The sequence below is a fragment of the Sphingomonas sp. 8AM genome, from assembly GCF_902506455.1.
Taxonomy (GTDB): Bacteria; Pseudomonadota; Alphaproteobacteria; order Sphingomonadales; family Sphingomonadaceae; genus Sphingomonas.
On record NZ_LR733844.1, the window covers coordinates 932280 to 951982 of the forward strand.

Annotated in this window: 15 protein-coding genes; 7 read left to right on the top strand and 8 right to left on the bottom strand. The window is 68.7% G+C overall.

What is annotated here, in order from left to right; all coding sequences use genetic code 11:
* Positions 1–32: 32 nt before the first annotated feature.
* The 3 genes from BACI71_RS04685 to BACI71_RS04695 form a co-directional block, all read right to left on the bottom strand.
* Positions 33–233 (bottom strand): putative signal transducing protein, encoded by a 201-nt coding sequence (locus BACI71_RS04685; protein WP_159755681.1) that lies wholly within the window; start codon positions 231–233, stop codon positions 33–35.
* Complete coding sequence (locus BACI71_RS04690; RefSeq protein WP_159755684.1) at positions 233–784, bottom strand: pyridoxamine 5'-phosphate oxidase family protein; 552 nt, start codon at positions 782–784, stop codon at positions 233–235. Before BACI71_RS04690 ends, BACI71_RS04685 begins: the two co-directional genes overlap by 1 nt.
* 167 nt (positions 785–951) lie before the next feature.
* Positions 952–2307 (bottom strand): O-antigen ligase family protein, encoded by a 1356-nt coding sequence (locus BACI71_RS04695; RefSeq protein WP_159755687.1) that lies wholly within the window; start codon positions 2305–2307, stop codon positions 952–954.
* A gap of 158 nt (positions 2308–2465) precedes the next feature.
* On the opposite strand from BACI71_RS04695, the gene BACI71_RS04700 reads away from it, so the two are divergent.
* Complete coding sequence (locus BACI71_RS04700; RefSeq protein ID WP_159755690.1) at positions 2466–3614, top strand: acyltransferase family protein; 1149 nt, start codon at positions 2466–2468, stop codon at positions 3612–3614.
* A gap of 41 nt (positions 3615–3655) precedes the next feature.
* On the opposite strand, the gene tldD is transcribed toward BACI71_RS04700, so the two are convergent.
* Both tldD and BACI71_RS04710 read right to left on the bottom strand, forming a co-directional pair.
* Positions 3656–5071, bottom strand: coding sequence for a metalloprotease TldD (tldD, locus tag BACI71_RS04705; protein ID WP_159755693.1), 1416 nt, complete (start codon positions 5069–5071; stop codon positions 3656–3658).
* Between the two features lie 342 nt (positions 5072–5413).
* A complete protein-coding gene (locus BACI71_RS04710; RefSeq protein WP_159755695.1) occupies positions 5414–5650 on the bottom strand; it encodes a zinc-finger domain-containing protein in 237 nt (78 codons plus the stop codon).
* An 81-nt stretch (positions 5651–5731) separates the two neighbouring features.
* Between BACI71_RS04710 and BACI71_RS04715 the strand changes: the two genes are divergently transcribed.
* The 6 genes from BACI71_RS04715 to BACI71_RS04740 all read left to right on the top strand — a co-directional run bounded on the left by BACI71_RS04715 (position 5732) and on the right by BACI71_RS04740 (position 15523).
* The gene (locus tag BACI71_RS04715; RefSeq protein WP_159755698.1) at positions 5732–6673 is read left to right on the top strand and encodes an ABC transporter ATP-binding protein; all 942 of its coding nucleotides are present in this window, start codon (positions 5732–5734) and stop codon (positions 6671–6673) included.
* Positions 6674–6928: 255 nt separating this feature from the next.
* Positions 6929–7858 (top strand): 3-keto-disaccharide hydrolase, encoded by a 930-nt coding sequence (locus BACI71_RS04720; protein WP_159755701.1) that lies wholly within the window; start codon positions 6929–6931, stop codon positions 7856–7858.
* Between the two features lie 230 nt (positions 7859–8088).
* Positions 8089–9669 carry an L-aspartate oxidase gene (nadB, locus tag BACI71_RS04725; protein WP_159755704.1) on the top strand — a complete coding sequence of 527 codons (1581 nt, stop codon included), beginning with the start codon at positions 8089–8091 and terminating at the stop codon, positions 9667–9669.
* Positions 9670–9814: 145 nt separating this feature from the next.
* The gene (locus BACI71_RS04730) at positions 9815–10924 is read left to right on the top strand and encodes a serine hydrolase (protein ID WP_159760865.1); all 1110 of its coding nucleotides are present in this window, start codon (positions 9815–9817) and stop codon (positions 10922–10924) included.
* Between the two features lie 68 nt (positions 10925–10992).
* The gene (gene polA / locus BACI71_RS04735) at positions 10993–13761 is read left to right on the top strand and encodes a DNA polymerase I (RefSeq protein WP_159755707.1); all 2769 of its coding nucleotides are present in this window, start codon (positions 10993–10995) and stop codon (positions 13759–13761) included.
* A gap of 244 nt (positions 13762–14005) precedes the next feature.
* Complete coding sequence (locus BACI71_RS04740; RefSeq protein ID WP_159755710.1) at positions 14006–15523, top strand: lipopolysaccharide biosynthesis protein; 1518 nt, start codon at positions 14006–14008, stop codon at positions 15521–15523.
* A gap of 160 nt (positions 15524–15683) precedes the next feature.
* Here BACI71_RS04740 and purH read toward each other — a convergent pair whose 3' ends face one another.
* The 3 genes from purH to rpe are packed head-to-tail and all read right to left on the bottom strand — an operon-like array spanning position 15684 to position 19687.
* Positions 15684–17258 carry a bifunctional phosphoribosylaminoimidazolecarboxamide formyltransferase/IMP cyclohydrolase gene (purH, locus tag BACI71_RS04745; RefSeq protein WP_159755714.1) on the bottom strand — a complete coding sequence of 525 codons (1575 nt, stop codon included), beginning with the start codon at positions 17256–17258 and terminating at the stop codon, positions 15684–15686.
* 48 nt (positions 17259–17306) lie between these two features.
* A complete protein-coding gene (locus tag BACI71_RS04750; protein WP_159755717.1) occupies positions 17307–19028 on the bottom strand; it encodes a heparinase II/III family protein in 1722 nt (573 codons plus the stop codon).
* A complete protein-coding gene (gene rpe, locus BACI71_RS04755) occupies positions 19025–19687 on the bottom strand; it encodes a ribulose-phosphate 3-epimerase (protein WP_159755720.1) in 663 nt (220 codons plus the stop codon). The genes BACI71_RS04750 and rpe overlap by 4 nt, the downstream gene beginning before the upstream one ends.
* Positions 19688–19703: the final 16 nt, after the last annotated feature.

The following is a 19703-nucleotide window of genomic DNA, read 5'->3' on the forward strand; positions in this document are numbered from 1 at the left end:
TAATTGTGCAGCGCGTCACCACTGCCCAAAAATCAGGCAGGGCCGGCGATCGCCTGCGCCGTGGCGAGATCGTCCTCATCGACCATCACGCGCACCGGGATCAGCAGCCAGCTGCCGTCGGCGATGCTCGCACCACCGTCGAAGGCGAGTGCGGGGATGCCGTCGGACTCGAGCCGCGCGACGAGGATGTTGGCGAGGTTGCGGTCGTAGCGGCCGAGCTCGACGAGCGCCATCAGGCGGGGACGCGCGTCGGGCTGCGCACCGGCAGCCCGTCGATGCTGTGGGTACGAACCGCATATTTGCCGAAGGGCGTCGCATCGTCGGTGCTGGCGTGATATTTGTTGAGCGTGTCGCGCTCGCGCTCGAACGCCATGTACGGCACGCCCCAGCCGCACGATGTCTGCGCCTCGTCGACCGCGATCACGAAGATCTGCCGTGTACCCGGCAGCAGCGTGAAATGCCCCGCCAGGTCGGTCCACTCGTCATCCTGCGGCAGCACCGGGCGACCGCGGCCGTAGATGCGGAAGATCAGCGCGGGATTGTCGAAGGCGCAGAACATGATCGTGATCCGCCCGTCGGCGAGCAGATGCGCGTTGGTCTCGTTGCCCGATCCGGCGACGTCGAGATAGGCGACGGTCGTGTCGTCGAGGATGCGGAAGCTGTCCATGCCCTTGGGGCTGAGGTTGACGCGTGCGTCCGCCGCGGCGGTGGCGACGAAGAACACCGGCTGCTTCGCGACGAACGCACGATGCTCGGCGGTGAGGGCGGGAAAGAACTTGGCCATCGATCGCTTCCGCATAGAGGCGCATGCGCGCAGTGCACATGGCCGTTTGCTCCATGAAGCACGATCCGGTCGCGTCCGACAAGTGCCGACCCGGCGACCTGTCGCGACACCGGCGTGATGTCGCGCGGCGACGGGCAGCCCGCCGGGGACGCCGCAGTGGCGGGCCGTCACGCCCCGGCGGGCAGCGGCGCCGCGGCGGGTTCGTCGCCGGTGTCGTCCTCGATCGCCCGACGCGCCGCCCGTGCCTCGCGCCGCGCGCGCGCGGCATCGGCGTTGACCTGCTCGGCGATCCCGATGCCGAGGCCCAGATAGAGGAACATCACATATTGCACCGGGAAGATCACGAACGCCCATTCGTAATTCAGGTGCAATCCGGCGGTGAGCAAGGTCATGCCCAGACCGATCAGCACGTCGCCACGCCGGTCGCTGCGATGGCGGAAGGCGGTGCGCAACATCGTGAACAAGCCGCCGCCGATCATCATCACGACGAAGACGATACTGACCACCCCGGTCTCCGCCATGACCAGCAGGTAGCTGTTATGGACGTTGGTCGACCGGCTGCCCTGCGACGCGACCACGCCGGCGCGGGCGGAATAGCCGTCGACGTTGCTGACGACGACGTAGCTGTTCGCGCCGATGCCGGCCGGGTGATCGCCGATCATCGCCCAGGCGGCGCGCTTGAACGCCTGTCGCTCGGAGTCGCTGCTCTCGACATTGTTGTGGCTGGTGCGCTCGCCGATCATCCGGAGCGCGAACGGGGTGGCGCACAATACCGCGACCGCCGCCAGCGCGGTCATCGTCCGCTTGCGCGGCGTCCACCGCCACAGGCTCGACACCATCAGCACGCCGCCCATCCCGATCGCGCCGAACCCGATCGTGGCGCGCGAGGCGGTGAACAGGTCGATCAGCAACGCCACCACCGGTCCGGCCTTGGCATACCAGCCGCGGCCGCCGGACAGCAGGATCACCAGCGCCGGCAAGGCGACGAGATTGGTCATCAGCCCGAGCAGATTCTGCGCACCGAACGTGCCCACGGCCTGCAGGACGCCCGCAAAATGCTGCTGCACCGAGAAGAACAGCTGCAGAAGCAGCGCGGCGACCCCGCCCGCGACGACCGCGGGCACGATGCGCGGCGTGGTCGAGAGCCGCAGTGCCGCCAGATATACCAGCAACATCCGCATGAGTTGAACCGCATAGCCCAGCGCGGCGAGCTTATCGATCGCCCAGGTGACGGTGAGCGTCGTCAGCACGATGTAGCTCACGAACGCCCAGAGATAGGGCGCGCTTTTGAGCCGGCGCGGCGTCGCGATCAGGATCGCCACCGCCAGCGAGTCGATCAGCGAAACCTCGATGCCCTTGGTATGCCCCGGCCAATAGGGGAAGGATACCGGCGCGATATAGAGGTGCAGATACGACAGCAGGAACGGCAGCGCACCGAAGGCAAAGCCGAAGATCGGCCGGTAGCGTGGCTGTCGCGCATATTGGACGAAGAGCGGACAAAGACCCAGCAGAAGGGCGAGCAAAACCCATTTCAAGGCGTGTGTCTCCGCGACCGGGGCGGGCGGGTGCACATCACCAGCCGGGCCCTGTCGATTTATTACCGCGTCAAGGAATCGTCGGTATAGCGGACCCGTTAAGAATCAAGCTGCATCGTGGGCGTTCCTTGGGCAAGACATCAGCATTGGCGCCGCGTTCCGGCGCGCGCGCGCGGCACGCCGACGGACCCGCCCCGCCCGTCGCCGCGACCCATTTCGACCTTTTGCAGGTCTTGCGCGGGCTTGCCGCGCTGTGGGTCGTGCTGTTCCATGTCTGGACACTGCAGAGCATCCGCACGCTGTACACCGCGATGCCCTCGCCCTGGCGCGAGGTCGTGTTCGACGACGGGCGCGGCGGGGTGGCGGTGTTCTTCGTGCTGAGCGGCTTCGTCATCGCGCACAGCCTGTGGGGCAAGCAGGTCGACGCGCGCTATGCCGGAACCTTCGCGATCCGTCGCAGCCTGCGCCTCGACCCGGCCTATTGGCTGTCGATCCCGCTCGCCTGGGGCGCGACCGCGGCAGTGGCGATGGCGCACGGCGCGCCGCTGCCATGGCCGTCGCCCGCCACCGTGATCGCGCATCTGCTGTATCTGCAGGAATTGCTCGGACTGCCCGACATCCAGATCGTCTACTGGACGCTGACCTACGAAGTGCAATTCTACCTCGTCACGCTGCTGGGCGCCTGGGCGTGGTGCCGGGCGCGCTCGCGAGCGGGGCTGTTCCGGCAGATCGCCTGGCTGCTGCCCGCGGCGTTCATCCTCGTCGCGATCGCCTCAAGCCTCGGTGACCAGCAATGGATGCCGCGCGGCGTATTCCTCAACTTCTGGTTCGCCTTCGCGGCCGGCGCGCTCGCCTATGCCGCCGGCTGGCGCCGCGTCGGCGCGGCGCCGCTCGTCGCGCTCGCGCTGATCGTCGCGATCGCGTTGTGGCGGGCGCCGGCGACGGCCGAGGTGTTCAACACCCCGGCGATGCTCACGGCGGCCGGGCTGTTCGTCGCGGCGCGCGCGCACTGGCTCACCGCCGGCCGCGGGCAGCGCTGGCTGATCGGGCTCGGCGCGATCTCCTATTCGCTCTACCTCGTCCATTTGCCGATCCTGGTGATGAGCGGCAGTATCGTGCGGCGCGTGTTCGGTGACGGAGTGGTCGCTGATATCGGAAAGCTCGCTGCGTACCTGCTATTGTGTATCAGCGGTGCGACGCTGTTCTGGAGGACGGTGGAAGCGCCGACGCACCGGCTGGCGCAGCGCTACGGGCGGGGCCGGGCACGCGCGGCGGCGGTCGCGCCCGCCGCCTAGTCATCGCATCCCCGCCCGCGCGCGGCGATGCGGTGTCGCGATCAGGCCGTCCCGCCCACCGTCAGCCCGTCGATCAGCAGCGACGGCTGTCCGACGCCCGCCGGCACGCTCTGCCCGCCCTTGCCGCACACGCCGATTCCCTCGTCGAGCGCGAAGTCGTGACCGACGCCCAGTACCCTGGTCAGCACGCTCGGCCCGTCGCCGATCAGCGTCGCGCCCTTGATCGGCGCGCCGATCTTGCCGTCCTCGATCCGGTACGCCTCGGTGCACGAGAAGGTGAACTTGCCCGAGACGATATCGACCTGCCCGCCGCCGAACGACTTGGCGAAGATGCCCTTCTTCACGCGGCTCAGCAGCTCGGCGGGATCGTCCTTGCCGGCCTTCATGAGGGTGTTGGTCATCCGCGGCATCGGCGCGTGCGCGAAGCTCTCGCGGCGGCCGTTACCAGTCGGCGCGACCCCCATCAGCCGCGCATTGAGCCGGTCCTGCATATAGCCCTTGAGGATGCCGTCCTCGATCAGGATCGTCTCGGAGGTCGGCGTGCCCTCGTCGTCGATCGTCAGCGAGCCGCGCCGGTCGGCGATGCTGCCGTCGTCGACGATCGTCACCCCCGCCGCCGCGACGCGCTCGCCGATCCGGCCGGAGAAGGCCGAGGTGCCCTTGCGGTTGAAATCGCCCTCCAGCCCGTGGCCGATCGCCTCGTGGAGCAGCACGCCCGGCCAGCCCGGCCCGAGCAGCACCGTCATCTCGCCCGCGGGCGCGTCGACCGCCTCGAGATTGACCAGCGCCTGTGCCAGCGCCTCGTCGATCGCGCGGTTCCACATGTCGGGCGTCATCACACGGTCATAGAGATAGCGCCCGCCGACGCCGAACGACCCGGTCTCGCGGCGTCCGTTCGCCTCGGCGACGATCGACACGTTGAGCCGCACCAGCGGCCGCACGTCGGTGGCGACGAAGCCGTCGGCGCGGACGATCTCGACCACGCTCCACGTCCCCGACAGCCCGACCGACACCTGCGCGACGCGCGGATCGCGCGCGCGCGCCGCGGCGTCGATCGTCTGGCACAGGTTCACCTTGTCGGCGAACGGCACGAGATCGAGCGGATCCGCGTCGGTATAGAGGCGGTGGTTGGTGCGCGTCGGCGCGGCGGCCTTCGCCGCCAATGATGGGTCGATCAGCGCCATCGTCTCGCCGGCGCGGCGGATCGCGGCCTCGCTCAGCTCATTGGCGTGCGCGAAGGCGGTCATCTCGCCCGACACCGCCCGCAGCCCGAAGCCGGCAGTGGTATCGTAGCTGGCGGTCTTCAGCCGCCCGTCGTCGAACCCGAACGCCTCGGCCTTGCGATATTGGAGGAACAGCTCGCCGTCATCGGCGCGCGCCAGCACATCGGCGGTGACGCGCTGCGCGGTCGCGGGATCGAGCGTGTCGCGGTACAGGAAGGAGCGGGGATCGGTCATCGCCCCAAGATAGGCGCGCGCGGGTGGGGATGCCAGCGGTGGGATTGTCGGGGTTCACGCGGAGGCGCGGAGCACGCGGAGAGACGCGCGCCCGCGGCGCCGCTTCCGATCCGCGTCATCCTTCCTTCGTCGCCCCGGACTTGATCCGGGGCCCCGCTTCTTCTCACCGGCAGACGGAAGAAGCGGGATCCCGGATCAAGTCCGGGATGACGGCATCTGCCAGTGGGGGGATGCCGATCCGCTTGACGTGTTCGCAAGCATGACGCCACAGGCGCGACACCTCTGCGCTCTCCGCGCCTCCGCGTGACATCATTCTACGCCGCCGCGCGGCGGAAAGCGACGTTATTGCGGGCTGGCACCGTCGGGAATGTCGGGCAGCTTGCTGTGATCCACGCCGTCTGCCGGTCCACCGATCAGCACGAAGCGCCGGTCGCAATAGCCGCAATCGACATAGCCATGCTCGTCGATCTGCAACCACACGCGCGGGTGGCCGAGCGCCGCGCCGCCCGGAATGTCGGTTGCGCCGTCGCAGGCGACGCGGGCGGAGGAGGTGCGGACGAGTTCGGACGGCGGGCGCATGGGCAGGCGATTAGCAAGGCGGCGGCGACGAAACAATCCTCCGTTATTGGCTTCCGTCGCCGGCACGCCTATCGCCGCCGCATGACCGAAGCAGCGATCTCGATCCGCGACCTGTGCAAGACCTACGCCGGGGTAAAGGGCGGTGCGCCGAAGCGCGCGCTGGACGGCGTGACGTTCGAGGTGCCGCGCGGCAGCATCTTCGGGCTGCTGGGACCGAATGGCGCGGGCAAGTCGACGCTGATCAACATCCTCGCCGGGCTGGTCAACAAGACCAGCGGCGCGGCCACGATATGGGGCTTCGACATCGACGAACACCCGCGCAACGCCAAGGCGTCGATCGGGATCGTCAATCAGGAGATCCTGTTCGACCCGTTTTTCACGCCGCTCGAGACGCTGGAGATCCAGGCGGGACTGTACGGCGTGCCGAAGAAGGAGCGCCGCAGCATGGAGCTGCTCCGCGCGGTGCATCTTGAGGACAAGGCCAATGCTTACGCCCGAACGCTGTCGGGCGGCATGAAGCGGCGGCTGATGGTCGCCAAGGCAATGGTCCACACGCCGCCGGTGCTGGTGCTCGACGAGCCGACCGCGGGCGTCGACATCGAGCTGCGCCAGCAATTGTGGACCTATGTCCGCAGCCTCAACGACGCGGGGGTGACGGTGGTGCTGACCACGCATTACCTCGAAGAGGCCGAGGAATTGTGCGACCGGATCGCGATCATTAATCACGGCCGCGTGATCGCCAACTCGCCGACCGCCGAACTGCTCGGCAAGGCGCAGGAGAAGATCGTCGCGGTGACGGTCGACCGCGACGTCACCGCGCTGCCGGATAACGATTGTTTCGGGAAGGTCGCGCTGAAAGGCACGCGGACGCTCGAGATCACCTACGCCAAGGACCGCGTCAACGCCGGCGAGGTGCTGGGGGCGATCCAGCGCGACGGCTACGGGATCGTCGATGTCAGCACCAAGGAAGCCGATCTGGAGGACGTGTTCCTCAACCTGACCCGCGCCGCCAACGCGGGCTGATTTTTCGTCGCCCCGGACTTGATCCGGCGCCCCGCTTCTTTCTTCGTCGCAGCCGACCGATACGCTCGCCACGTCATTGCGAGCGCAGCGAAGCAATCCAGAGCGTCCTGGTCGGGCTCTGGACTGCTTCGCTACGCTCGCAATGACAGGTGGCGGGGCCGCGGACATGGATCCGGGGGGCGACCTTGGTCGTAAGCCGTTGTTGCGGCACCTCGATCCTGCGATATCCCCGCGCAAGCGTAGGGGAGGGCACCGATGAACATCATCCTGCTGGCAGCAGCGATTGCGCAGGCCGCGGCGCCCGCGCCGTCAACGGTCGAGCAGGCCCGCGCGATCGTCGGCGACGCGCCCACGACCCCGCAGACCCTCGTCCTCACCGACGTCCCCAAGCCGACGGGCCCTGCGCGTGCGCTGTTCAACGGCCGCGACCTGTCCGGCTGGCAGCCGTGGCTCGGCTATCCCGACCCATCCGTGACTTATCGGGACAAGCCCGGCGCGACCCCGATCGGCCGCTCGCGCTCCACCGCGGGCGACTTCGCGGTCAAGCCGATCGACGGCAAGCCGGCCATGTGGGTCAAGGGCGAAATTTGGGGCGCGCTGGTCCATGACGCCGACCTGCGCGATTATCACCTGCGGCTCGAATATCGCTGGGGCGACAAGCGCTGGGCACCGCGCGCCGACCAGCCGCCCAACAACGGCTTGCTGTACCATACGCATGGTACGCCCGGCACGGTGTTCGGGACGTGGCAGCCGTCGGTCGAGTTCGAGATCATGAAGGGGTCGACCGGCATGGCGGTCGCGGTCGGGCGCGACGTCCGCATCCGCACCACGGCCGCGCTCGACCCGGCGCTGATCTCGCCGCCGGTGCGCTACCGGATGGGCGGCAAGCCGGTCGAGATCGTCAACGGCTCGCTGATCTGGAACGTCGAGAACGCGCGCGATGCCGAGCGGCCGGCGGGGCAGTGGAACGTGCTCGACCTGTATGTGCTCGGCGACCGCGCGGTGCATGTCGTCAACGGCGTGCCGGTGATGGTGGTCGAGGGGCTGGCGACGGTCGGCGGCGGTGGGGTCCGCACGCCGCTGACGCACGGGCACGTCCAGTTGCAGTCGGAAGGCGCGGAGACGTGGTTCCGCAGCGTGACCGTCGAGCCGATCGACCGGCTGCCGACGGTGGTGGCGCGGTAGACCCTCCACATTCGTCATCCCCGCGAAGGCGGGGATCCAGACCCGCAGGTTTTCGCAAGAGCCGAAACGTCTGAGGTTCTGGATTCCCGCCTTCGCGGGAATGACGAGAGGGAAGAAGCAAACATCTGTCCCTCACGGCCTGATCTATGCCACATGATCGTCATGTACCCCGTGCCCGCCGCAAGAACCCGCCAGCGTCTCAACATTCGCAACATTCGCGGGCGCGCCGCATGACGACCAGCGATGTCCTGATCGTCGGCTCCGGCGCGGCCGGGCTCACCGCGGCGCTCAACCTCGCCGACCGCTTCAAGGTGACCGTGCTCGCCAAGGGCGCGCTCAACGAAGGGTCGACCGCCTGGGCGCAGGGCGGGATCGCCGCGGTGCTCGAACCCGGCGACACGTTCGAGCATCATGTCGAGGACACGATGGTCGCCGGCGCCGGGCTCAACGACCGCGCGATCGTCGAGTTCGTGGTCGAGCGTGCACCCGCCGCGATCGGGCGGCTGCGCGCGCTGGGCGTGCCGTTCGCGGAGGAGAAGGGCGCGCTGCACCTGACGCGCGAAGGCGGGCATTCGCACCGCCGCATCGTCCATGTCGCCGACGCGACCGGCTGGGCGGTGCAGGAAGCGCTGCAACGCGCCGCCGAGGCGCACCCCAACATCACGCTCGTCCCCGATCAGGTCGCGATCGACCTCGCTACCAGCCGGCACGAGGAGCGCTATTCGGGCGCAGGCAACGTCTGGGGCGTTTATGCGATCGACCGCCGCACCGGCGCGGTCGGGCTGCACACCGCGCGCGCGACGATCCTCGCCACCGGCGGGGCGGGGCGGACCTATCTGTTCTCGACCGCGCCGCGCGGCGCGACCGGCGACGGGATCGCGATGGCGTGGCGTGCTGGCGCGCGCGTCGCGAACATGGAATTCATGCAATTCCACCCGACCTGCCTCTATCATCTGGAGGTCAAGAACTTCCTCATCACCGAGGCGGTGCGCGGCGAGGGCGGGCGGCTCATCAACCCGACCACCGGCAAGCGCTTCATGCCCTATTACGATGCCGAGCGGCTGGAGCTGGCGCCGCGCGACGTGGTGGCGCGCGCGATCGACGCCGAGATCAAGCGCTATGGGCTCGACTTCGTCCATCTCGACATCAGCCACATGCCCGCCGATTTCGTGCGCGGGCATTTCCCGAACATCTACGAGAAGCTGAAGGGGCTGGGGATCGACATGACCGTCGCGCCGATCCCGGTGGTGCCGGCGCAGCATTACACCTGCGGCGGGATCATGGTCGATCGCGACGGGCGCACCGATCTGCCCGGGCTCTATGCGGCGGGCGAGTGCACGCAATCGGGGCTGCATGGCGCAAACCGGCTGGCGTCAAACTCGCTGCTCGAATGTTTTGTGTTCGGCGAGGCGGCGGCGCAGCACATTGCGGAATGCTGGGACACATTGCCCCAGGTACCTGCGATCCGGGCGTGGGACGAAAGCCGCGTCACCGATTCCGACGAGGAAGTGGTCATCAAGCAGAACTGGACCGAAATCCGACGCTTCATGTGGAATTACGTCGGGATCGTCCGCACCACCAAGCGGCTGGAGCGCGCCCGGCACCGCATCGATCTGCTGCGTAGCGAGATCGAGGATTATTACGGGCATTTCCGCGTCACCCCCGATCTGATCGAGCTGCGCAACCTGCTCCAGACCGCCGATCTGATCGTCCGCTCGGCGCTGCACCGCCACGAAAGCCGCGGGCTGCATTACACGCTCGACTATCCCGAATTGCGCGACCCGCCGGTCGATACGGTGCTGGTGCCGTGACCCCCGGGGAGTCAGCCGGTTGACCGACGCCGACTCGACTCGTCGCGCGCTGGCTGGCGGTCGTCGCAAGGACGAGTCGCGGGGGTATGCGCCCGCCGGCCCGACCGGCACAGCCGTGGATCAGGCAGGGGTGACGGCGGCGGACATGGGAAAGACGACATTCGCGCACCGGGCGACGGTGATCGGCTGGTCGCTGCTGATCGCCGGCTGCGGCGCCGGGGCCGGGTCGACATTGATCCCGGCTGCCCCGCCCGCCCCGATCGTCTCGGTCGCGGTCCCGCCACCTGCGCCGCCGCGCCCGAAGTCCGCGCCGCGCGCGTTGCAGCAACGCGTGACGCAGCTGATCCGCAGCTTTCCCGGCAAGGCGGGCGCGGCGATCCAGGCGGTTGACGAGGACTGGATCGTCCAGGAGGGCGGCGCGCTCTACCTGCCGCAACAGAGCGTCAGCAAATTGTGGGTCGCGATGACCGTGCTGGGGCAGCGCGACGCCGGACGGCTGAAGCTCGACGATCCGGTGCTGGTGACCCGCGACGACCTGACGCTGTTCCACCAGCCGGTCGCGTCGCTGGTGACGGGCGAGGGCTATCGCACCACCGTCGCCGGATTGCTGACCCGCGCGCTGACGCAGAGCGACAACACCGCCAACGACCGGCTGCTGACCTATGTCGGCGGGCCGGCGGCGGTGCGGCGGTTCCTTTCCGAGAAGCGCCTGCCCGGTATCCGCTTCGGTCCCGGCGAGCGCCTGCTACAGAGCGGCACCGCGGGGGTGACATGGAACCAGTCGATGGCGATGGGGCGCGGGTTCGAGGCGGCGCGCGCGCGGCTCGATCCAGAGGCGCGCCGCGCCGCGCTGCAACGCTATATCGACAATCCGCCCGACGGCGCGCAGCCGGCGGCGATCGTCGAGGCGCTGGCGCGGCTGGCGCGCGGCGAGTTGCTGAGCGAGACGTCGACGCGCGTGCTGCTCGAGACGATGGCCAATTCGCACACCGGGCGCGCGCGGTTGAAGGCGGCGACGCCGGTCGGCTGGACGCTCGCGCACAAGACCGGGACCGGGCAGGAACTGGGCAGCCGCAATGCCGGGTTCAACGACATCGGCATCCTGACCGCACCCGACGGGCGGCGCTATGCGATCGCGGTGCAGATCGGCGACACCACTGCGCCGATGCGCGTGCGACAGGTGCTGATCCAGCAGGTCGCCGCCGCGCTGACCGGCGCACAGCCGCGTGCGGGCGGGGCGGACGAGACGGAGTAGGTGCCCTTCCGTTCCGAAAGGACGAACCCCGGTTCCCCCTGACCCCAATCCGTTATAGGGCAGCCGCCATGCCGCACCTCTATCTCGTCGACGGATCGGGCTACATCTTTCGCGCCTATCACCGTCTCCCGCCGCTCACCAACAAGCATGGCGAGCCGGTCGGCGCGGTCTACGGCTATACGACGATGCTGTGGAAGCTCGCCGACCAGCTCCACAAGGCCGATGGGCCGACCCACATGGCGGTGATCCTCGACAAGTCGAGCCAGACGTTCCGCAACGAGCTGTACGACCAGTACAAGGCGCACCGGCCGCCGCCGCCCGAGGACCTCGTCCCGCAATTCCCGATGATCCGCGACGCGACGCGCGCTTTCTCGCTGCCGTGCATCGAGGAACAGGGCTGGGAGGCCGACGACCTGATCGCCAGCTATACCAAGGCGGCGCTGGCGCAGGGCTGGCAGGTGACGATCGTCAGCTCCGACAAGGATCTGATGCAGTTGATGACCGATCCGTCGGTCGACATGCTCGACACGATGAACAACCGCACGCTCGGCCCGTCCGATGTCGAGGCGAAGTTCGGGGTCGGCCCGGAGAAGCTGGGCGACGTTCTGGCGCTGATGGGCGACAGCGTCGACAACGTCCCCGGCGTGCCGGGCGTCGGGTCGAAGACCGCCGCCAAGTTGATCCTCGAACATGGCGACGTCGAGGGCGTACTCGCCGCCGCCGACGCGATGAAGAAGGGCAAGCTGCGCGACAATCTGATCGAACATGCCGAAGCGGCCCGGATGAGCCGCAAGCTGGTCGAGCTGGCGTGCGACGTGCCGCTGCCGCAGCCGCTCGAGGAATTGTCGCTGGCGGACGGCATCCCCGATGCGCCGCTGCGCGCCTTCCTCGATCATCACGGCTTCCGCTCGCTGCTGACGCGGCTGGGCGAGGTCGCCGACGCGCCGGTCGCCGAGTCACCGACCGACGCCGCGTTCGACGCGGACGAGGAGCCGGCATGCAACCACGACGGCTATGAGACGGTGATCGACGACGAGGCGCTCGACCGCTGGATCACGGTCGCGCGCCACCAGGGCTGGGTGGCGATCGATACCGAGACAACCGCCAAGGATCCGATGCTCGCCGAACTGGTCGGCGTGTCGCTGGCGCTGCATCCGAACCTCGCCTGTTATGTGCCGCTGGCGCATGGCGGGAGCGACATGTTCGCCGAACGCCCGCCGCAGCTCGACCGCGACGTTGCGCTGGCGAAGCTCAAGCCGCTGCTGGAAGACCCCGGCGTCCTCAAGATCGGGCACAATCTCAAATACGACCTGATCGTGCTGTCGCGGCTCGGAATCGACGTCGCGCCCTATGACGACACGATCGTCATGAGCTTCGCGCTCGATGCCGGCCTGCATGGCCATGGCATGGACGAGCTGGCCGCGACGCATCTCTCGCACACCTGCATCGCGTACAAGGACGTGGTCGGGACCGGCAAGAAGGCGCTCGGCTTCAACGAGATCGATCTGAAGGCGGCGACTCGCTACGCCGCCGAGGATGCCGACGTGACGCTGCGGCTGTGGCGGCGCTTCACCGCGCGGCTGCCGCGCGAGGGCGGGACACGGGTCTACCAGATGGTCGACCGCCCGCTGGTGGCGGTGATCGCGCGGATGGAGCGGCGCGGGATCAAGGTCGATCGCGAGAAACTGGCGCAGCTGTCGGGCGAGTTCTCGACGCAGATCGCGCATCTCGAAGGCGTCGTTCACGAACTGGCCGGCGGGCCGTTCACGATCGGCAGCCCCAAGCAACTCGGCGACGTGCTGTTCGAGCGACTGGGCCTCAAGGGGGGGCGCAAGGGCAAGAGCGGCGTCTATTCGACCGACGTCACCGAGCTGGAGCGGCTGGCCGCCGACAAGGACTCGGCGGGCGCGGAGATCGCGACCAGGGTGCTGGAATGGCGTCAGCTCACCAAGCTGAAGAACACCTATACCGACAGCCTGCAGGAGCAGATCCATCCCGAGACCGGGCGCGTCCACACCAGCTATTCGCTGACCGGCGCGCAGACCGGGCGGCTGTCGTCGACCGACCCCAACCTCCAGAACATTCCGATCCGCACCGAAACCGGGCGGCAGATCCGCGACGCGTTCGTGGCCGACGCGGGCAACGTCATCCTCGCCGCCGATTACTCGCAGATCGAGCTTCGGCTGGCGGCGCATATGGCCGACGTGCCGCAGCTAAAGGAAGCCTTCGCGCGCGGCGACGACATTCATAGCCTCACCGCGCAGGAATTGTTCGGCGAGGTGACGCGCGATACGCGCGCCAGCGCCAAGACGATCAACTTCGCAATCCTCTACGGCATCTCGCGCTGGGGGCTGGCCGGGCGGCTCGATATTTCCGCCGACGAGGCGCAAGCGATGATCGACCGCTATTTCGAGCGTTTCCCCGGCATCAATCGCTATATCGCCGAGACGCTGACGCAAGTGCGCGAGCACGGCTTCACCGAGACGCTGTTCGGGCGCAAGACGCACTTCCCGCGCATCCGCAGCAAGGTGCAGCACGAGCGGCAGGGCGCGGAGCGCGCTGCGATAAATGCGCCGATCCAGGGGACGAGCGCCGACATCATCAAGCGCGCGATGGCGAGGATGGAGCCGGCGCTGCTCGAGGCCGGGCTGCCAGACGTGCGGATGCTGTTGCAGGTCCATGACGAACTGGTGTTCGAGCTGCCTGAAGGTGATGTCGAGCGTGCGCGACCGGTGATCGAGCGCGTAATGGCGGGCGCGGCGGCGCCGTCGGTGGTGCTCGATGTACCGCTGGGCGTGGAGATCGGGGTGGGAGCAAGCTGGGGGGCGGCGCATTGACCGCGCCGCTTGGCAGCCGGCCACGCCCGGCTGACTCAAGCAAGCGCGGCCGGCGGGCAGCGCCCGTCGGACGACGCGGCTTGGCCGCGGCGCGTCTTCACACCCCCGTTCGCCTCGAGCAGCCGTCGAGCGAAGCCGAGACGGCATGTCGAGAGGTCGCCACCCGCGGGGCCTTCTCGACGGTCGGGTTCTCGGCTGCGCTCGAACCCTGCTCGAAGCGAACGGAAGCGGGTCTGGCGCGCGCATGACCGACCAACCCGAAGACATCGCCGCGCTCGCCAAGGGCGGCCGGACCAACGTCGCCGGCTTCGTCCTGCGGCTCGGCGCGCGGATCCCGTTCCTGTTCATCGCCGGCCATATGTACGGCGCGGCGCTCGTCGGCCGGTTCGCGATCGCGGTCGTCGTCGTCGAGTTCGCCGCGCTCATCGCGACCCTTGGGCTCAAGCGCGGCCTTGCGCAGGCGCTGTCGTCAACCGAACGCCCGCACAATCACGTCGTGTTCGACGCGCTGGCCCTGGCGCTGATCGCCAGCCTGATCGCCAGCGTGCTGCTGTTCGCCTTCCCGCAGGCGATGTACCCCAATTCAGCGATCGGCGGGCTCGACCGCTTCTTCCCGCTCATCATCCTCGCGCCCGCGCTGTCCGACGTCAGCCTCGCCGCGCTCGCCTATCGCCACAACGTCAAGGCGAGCGTGACCGCGCGCGCGGTGATCGAGCCGTGGACGCTGTCGATCTTCGCGTTCCTGTTCTCGTTCTTCACGCACAAGGACGGGCTGGTGCTCGCCTATGTCGCGAGCATGGTCGCGGCGCTGACCGCCAGTATCGTGCCGCTGATCCGCAGCTATGGTGTGCCGCACGGCTGGTCGCCGCATGTCGGGCAATTGTGGCAGATGACGCGCGCCAATACGCCGCTGGCGGGCGCAGACGCGCTGGAATGGGGCAGCCGCAACGTCGATCGGCTGATCCTCGGCACGTTGTTCGCGCCCAGCGTGGTCGGCATCTATTATATGGCGCAGCAGGTCGCCAGCCTGCCGCAGAAGCTCAAGACCAGCTTCGACCCCATCCTGGGGCCGGTGGTGACGCAAAGCCTTGCGCGTGGCGATCTGGCGGCGATCGCGCGGCAGGTGCGGCAGGTGGCGTTCTGGATCATCGCCGCGCAGCTCGCGCTGGCGATCACCGCCTCGATCCCGCGCGAGGGCGTGATGGCGACGATCGGGCCGCAGTTCGTCGGCGGTGCGGCACCGATGGTATTCCTGCTGTTCGCCGAGGTGTTCGCCTCGACCGGGGCGGTGTCCGAATCGGCGCTGGTCTATATGGCGCGGCACCGCAACCTGCTGATCTCGATGACGATGCTCGCGTTGCAGATCGCGCTGTCGTTCGCGCTGATCCTCGCGCTGCGCACGGCGGGGTACGGCGTGACGACGCAGGCGGCGGGCGCGCCGATTGCGTTGATGCTGGTCGTGCTGCTTACCTCCTTCATCAAGGCGGGGGTGCTCGGCCGATTGCTCGGCGCGAGCGTGTCGCCGATGCGCTGGCCGCTCGTCTGGGCAGCGTGCGCCGGCGCGGCGGTGGGCGGCGCGTTCGCGCTGCTGCCGCCGGCGTGGCGCTGGGCGCAGGTGTCGATCGGGGTCGCGGCGACGCTGGCGGCGTATCTGTTCGTGATCTGGCGCTACGCCTTCGGCCCGGAGGACCGCGCGCTATTCAGCAAGATGCCGAGCGCCGAAGAAGCGACCCTGCCGAATGAGGGCGGGTTTATCCGCTGATCGCCGCAAAGAGCCGTCGCCCCTGCGCAGGCAGGGGCCCATGTCTGTCGAATGATGGAGTGACGCTCTCTCGGAGACGTCATCAGTGTGTCAGCCGATCGGCACACGCCACAGCCCCTGCCTGCGCAGTGGCGACGGCGCTTCCGTCAACCGATGCGGATCAATGCCGGAAGTGGCGCATGCCCGTAAACACCATCGCCAGCCCGGCCGCGTCGGCGGCGGCGATCACCTCGTCGTCGCGGATCGAGCCGCCCGGCTGGATCACCGCGGTCGCGCCCGCTTCGACCGCCGCAAGCAGGCCATCGGCGAACGGGAAGAACGCGTCAGACGCCACTGCCGAGCCGATCGTGCGCGTCTCGCCCCAGCCGGCCTTGTCGGCGGCGTCCTTTGCCTTCCACGCCGCGATTCGCGCCGATTCCAGCCGGTTCATCTGCCCCGCGCCGACGCCGGCGGTGCTGCCACCCTTGGCGTAGACGATCGCGTTCGACTTGACGTGCTTGGCGACCGTCCAGGCGAACAGGCAGTCGGCGAGTTCCTGCTCGGTCGGCTGGCGTTTGGTCACCACCTTCAGGTCGGTGGGGAGCACGCGCCCGGCGTCGCGCGACTGGACCAGCCAGCCGCCCGCGATCGACTTGGCGAACACGCCGTCGCGCACCGGATCAGGGAGCGTGCCGGTCAGCAGCAGCCGCAGGTTCTTCTTCGCCGCGAACAGCGCCAGCGCTTCCTCGTCGGCGTCGGGCGCCACGACGACTTCGGTGAAGATGCCGGTGATGGCTTTGGCAGTGACGCCATCAAGCGGGCGGTTGACCGCGATGATTCCGCCGAACGCGCTGACCGTGTCGCACGCGAACGCCGCTTCATACGCCTCGGCGAGCGTCGCGCCGGTCGCGACTCCGCACGGGTTCGCGTGCTTGATGATCACGCAGGTCGGATCGGCATCGCGGAACTCGGCGATCAGCTCCAGTGCGGCATCGGCGTCGTTGTAATTGTTGTAGCTCAGCGCCTTGCCTTGCACCTGCCGTGCCTGCCCAATGCCGGGCGTCACATCGCCGGTGGCGGCGTAGAAGGCGGCGTGCTGGTGCGGGTTCTCGCCATAGCGCAGCTCTTCCCCCGCGCGGCGCAGCGTCAGCGGCAGGACCGGCGGGAAGCGCTCACCCTGATCGACATTGCCGAACCAGCGCGCGATCGCGCCGTCATAGGCGGCGGTGGTGGCGAACGCCTTGGCGGCGAGCCGCTTGCGATCCGCCAGCGTGGTCGAGCCCTCCGCGACCAGCGTGTAATCGGCAGGATCGGTGACGATCGCGACATAGGCGTGGTTCTTGGCGGCCGAGCGGACCATCGACGGTCCGCCGATGTCGATATTCTCGACCACCTCGTCGCGGTCGGCGCCCTTAGCGACGGTCGCCTCGAACGGATAGAGATTGACGACGACCAGATCGATCGCGCCGATCTGATGCTCTTCCATCGACGCGGCATGTGCGGCATCGTCGCGCACCGCGAGCAGCCCGCCGTGGACCTTCGGGTGCAACGTCTTGACGCGGCCGTCCATCATCTCCGGGAAGCCGGTCAGCTCGCTGATGTCGCGCACCGTGAGGCCAGCGTCGCGCAGCGCCTTGGCGGTGCCGCCCGTCGAGACGAGTTCGACGCCCTTGTTGCCAAGCGCGGTTGCGAGGTCGACGATCCCGGTCTTGTCGGAGACGGAAAGGAGCGCGCGGCGGATCGGGATGCTGGTCATGCGCGCGCGCTTACGCGGGCGAAGGGTGGGGCTCAAGCGGCTTCACGGCTACCGCGCCCGCTTCAACACCCAATTGACGCTTACCCCGGTCGGCGGGGCGAGGCCGTGAATCACGATCTGCTGCGTCGTGAACAGGCGACCCCAGCCATCGACCCACACGCTGTCCTCGATCGTCAGCCGCTCGCCACGGCTGCGGAAGTGCCAGAAATTGCCCGCCGCGGTGCGCAGCATCGCCGCCTGATTGTCGGCGGTCGCCACCGCCTCGATCCCGGCGGCGAGGTGGAAGCGCAGCAGGAACGGCGTCATCGCGTCCGCCCGGCGGGTGCGCGCACCCGGCGCGGCGAGCAAGGCATCCTCGCCGCGCAGCTCGCGCCCGTCGCTGAGCAACAGCAGGGTGCGCTGGTGATGGAAGCCGTGGCGACGGACATAACCATCGTGGCGCGCCTCGATCCGGCTGCCGAGTTCCGACTCCTGCCGGGTCAGTTCGACCTCGCGCACGCCCTTGCCGAGCGTGCCGTCGGGCAGGATCGCGGTCGAATTGGTGTCGCCGATCGTCAGCGTCGAATGCGCCGCGGTGCTGCGCAGCCCGGTCATCATCGCTGGCGACATCCGCGCGCCGGTGACACCCGCGCCGCCGCAATTGACGATCAGCCGCTCGGCGCCGTCGCTGAATTCGAACGCCAGCGTCGAGGCGCAGCCACCCTCGGCGACGCGCGCCATCGGTGGCGGCGCGGCGTCGACGATCAGCACCCCCGCGCCATTGGCGAGCCGCTGATAACCCCAGTCGCGCGACTGTCGCAGCGGGCGTCCGTGTGCGCCACTGGCGTAGAGCACGTCGTTGACCGTCTCGGCATCGACCGGCAGTCCGCCTTGCCAGCTCGACAGCCCGCCGTCGCCCATCGTCGTTCCCAGCAGGGCCGGGGTCGCGAGCGACAGTGCGGTCGTCACCGGTTCCGGGAGCGGCAGGCCTCGCGCATCATAGGCCGCGCGCAGCAGCCCGATCGTCGCGAGCACATCGAGCAGCGCGGCGGGCGAGCGGCTGACCACCCCGCCATCCGCGCTCAGCCCCGTGCCCAGAGCGCGCGCCAGCCCGGTCTCGCCGATCGCCAGTCGTGTCTCGCCCGCGGGCAGCAGCAGCCCGGCGATCACCACGCCCGCCCAAGCGGCGATGCGCTCGGCGCCCGGCGGCGCCTTGTCGGCGGTGCGATCGAGGTGCCGTGCCCCGCGCGCGATACCGTTGAGCACGCGCGAACGGAACACGAGGTCGGACGAGGCGAGCAGCAGCGGCGCATGGAACGTCCACATCGCCAGCCGCCGCGCGGTGGTCGACGGACGCCATGCCGGATCCGAAACGCGGTCGGCATGCGCCGCGAGCCAGCCGCCCGCCAGCGCCTCGGCCAGCGGTACCGCACGCGTGTGATCGCCAAGCGCGGCGACATCGCGCAACCACACGAAGGAATGGAGATATTCGACGAACGCCGGCCCCGCGGCGGGGGCGGCGACATCGATCGTCTCGATCGCATGATGCTCGCCACCCGCGTACATCCAGCCCTCGAGCAGCGCCTCGCCAAGGTCACTCTCGCCGGGGATGGGATCGACGGGCACCGCGACCAGCCTGACGGGATGCTGGCCGTCGAGCCGCCGGTCGTGCAGCGGGGTCCGCCAGGTCAGCCGTTCGAACCACGTCGCCATGCGGTCGCCGAGCGATTCGCCAGTACCGGCGGAAATGATGTGCTTTTCGGAATCGATGCCGGTGCGGTCGTCGGTCATCCGCCGCGCAGACCCTGGATGTTTTCGGCGTACCGCTCCGGCCCGCCCCGGAAGGTTGCGGTGCCGGCGACGAGCGCATCGGCGCCGGCCGCGATCGCGCGGCGGGCAGTGTCGGCGTCGATACCGCCGTCAACCTCCAGGTCGATGTCCCGGCCCGATTGCTCGATCATCTTGCGGATCGCGCTGATCTTCCTGAGCTGGCTGTCGATGAAATGCTGCCCGCCGAAGCCGGGGTTGACGCTCATCACCAGCACCAGGTCGACCATGTCGATCAGATAATCGAGCATCTTGGCCGGGGTGCCGGGGTTGAGCACCACGCCGGCGCGCTTGCCCAGCCCCTTGATGTGCTGGATCGTGCGGTGGATGTGCGGCCCGGCCTCGGGGTGGACCGTGATCGTGTCGGCGCCCGCCTCGGCGAAGGCGTCGAGATACAGATCGACCGGCGAGATCATCAGGTGCACGTCAAACGGCTTGATCGTGTGCGGGCGCAGCGCCTTCACCACCGCCGGGCCGATCGTGATGTTGGGGACGAAATGCCCGTCCATCACATCGAGATGAATCCAGTCGGCCCCCGCGGCGTCGATCGCGCGCACCTCCTCCCCTAGTCTTGCGAAATCGGCGGACAGGATCGATGGCGCGATGCGGACGGGCTTGGTCATGATGCCGACCCGTTAG